This is a genomic window from Micromonospora sp. LOL_021 (assembly GCF_048060215.1).
Classification (GTDB): domain Bacteria; phylum Actinomycetota; class Actinomycetes; order Mycobacteriales; family Micromonosporaceae; genus Micromonospora_E.
In genome coordinates this window covers 1-264 of record NZ_JBHMIN010000185.1, presented here as the reverse complement: position 1 = coordinate 264, position 264 = coordinate 1, and the positions used below count along the sequence as shown (strand labels likewise).

Sequence of the window (264 nt, the reverse complement as noted above, 5' to 3'; positions counted from 1 at the left end):
CGGTCCAGTTGCCGAGCACCTCGGCGATCTGCTCGTCGTCGACCTCACTGACCACGTCGAGGTCGCCGGCCTTCCACTCCTTCTCCCGCTGCGCCTTCTGCCCGAGCAGCTGCTTCTCCTTGTCGCGCAGCTGCGCGGCCCGCTCGAAGTCCTGCGCGTCGATCGCGGACTCCTTGTCCCGGCGCACCTGGGCGATCCGCTCGTCGAAGTCACGCAGGTCCGGCGGCGCGGTCATCCGGCGAATCCGCATCCGGGCACCGGCCT

At 70.1% G+C, this 264-nt stretch carries 1 protein-coding gene; it reads right to left on the bottom strand.

The annotated features are described in order from the left end of the window. Positions 1-264: UvrB/UvrC motif-containing protein (locus ACFHWT_RS31600; protein ID WP_416598379.1), on the bottom strand; the 264-nt coding region annotated here is incomplete at both ends.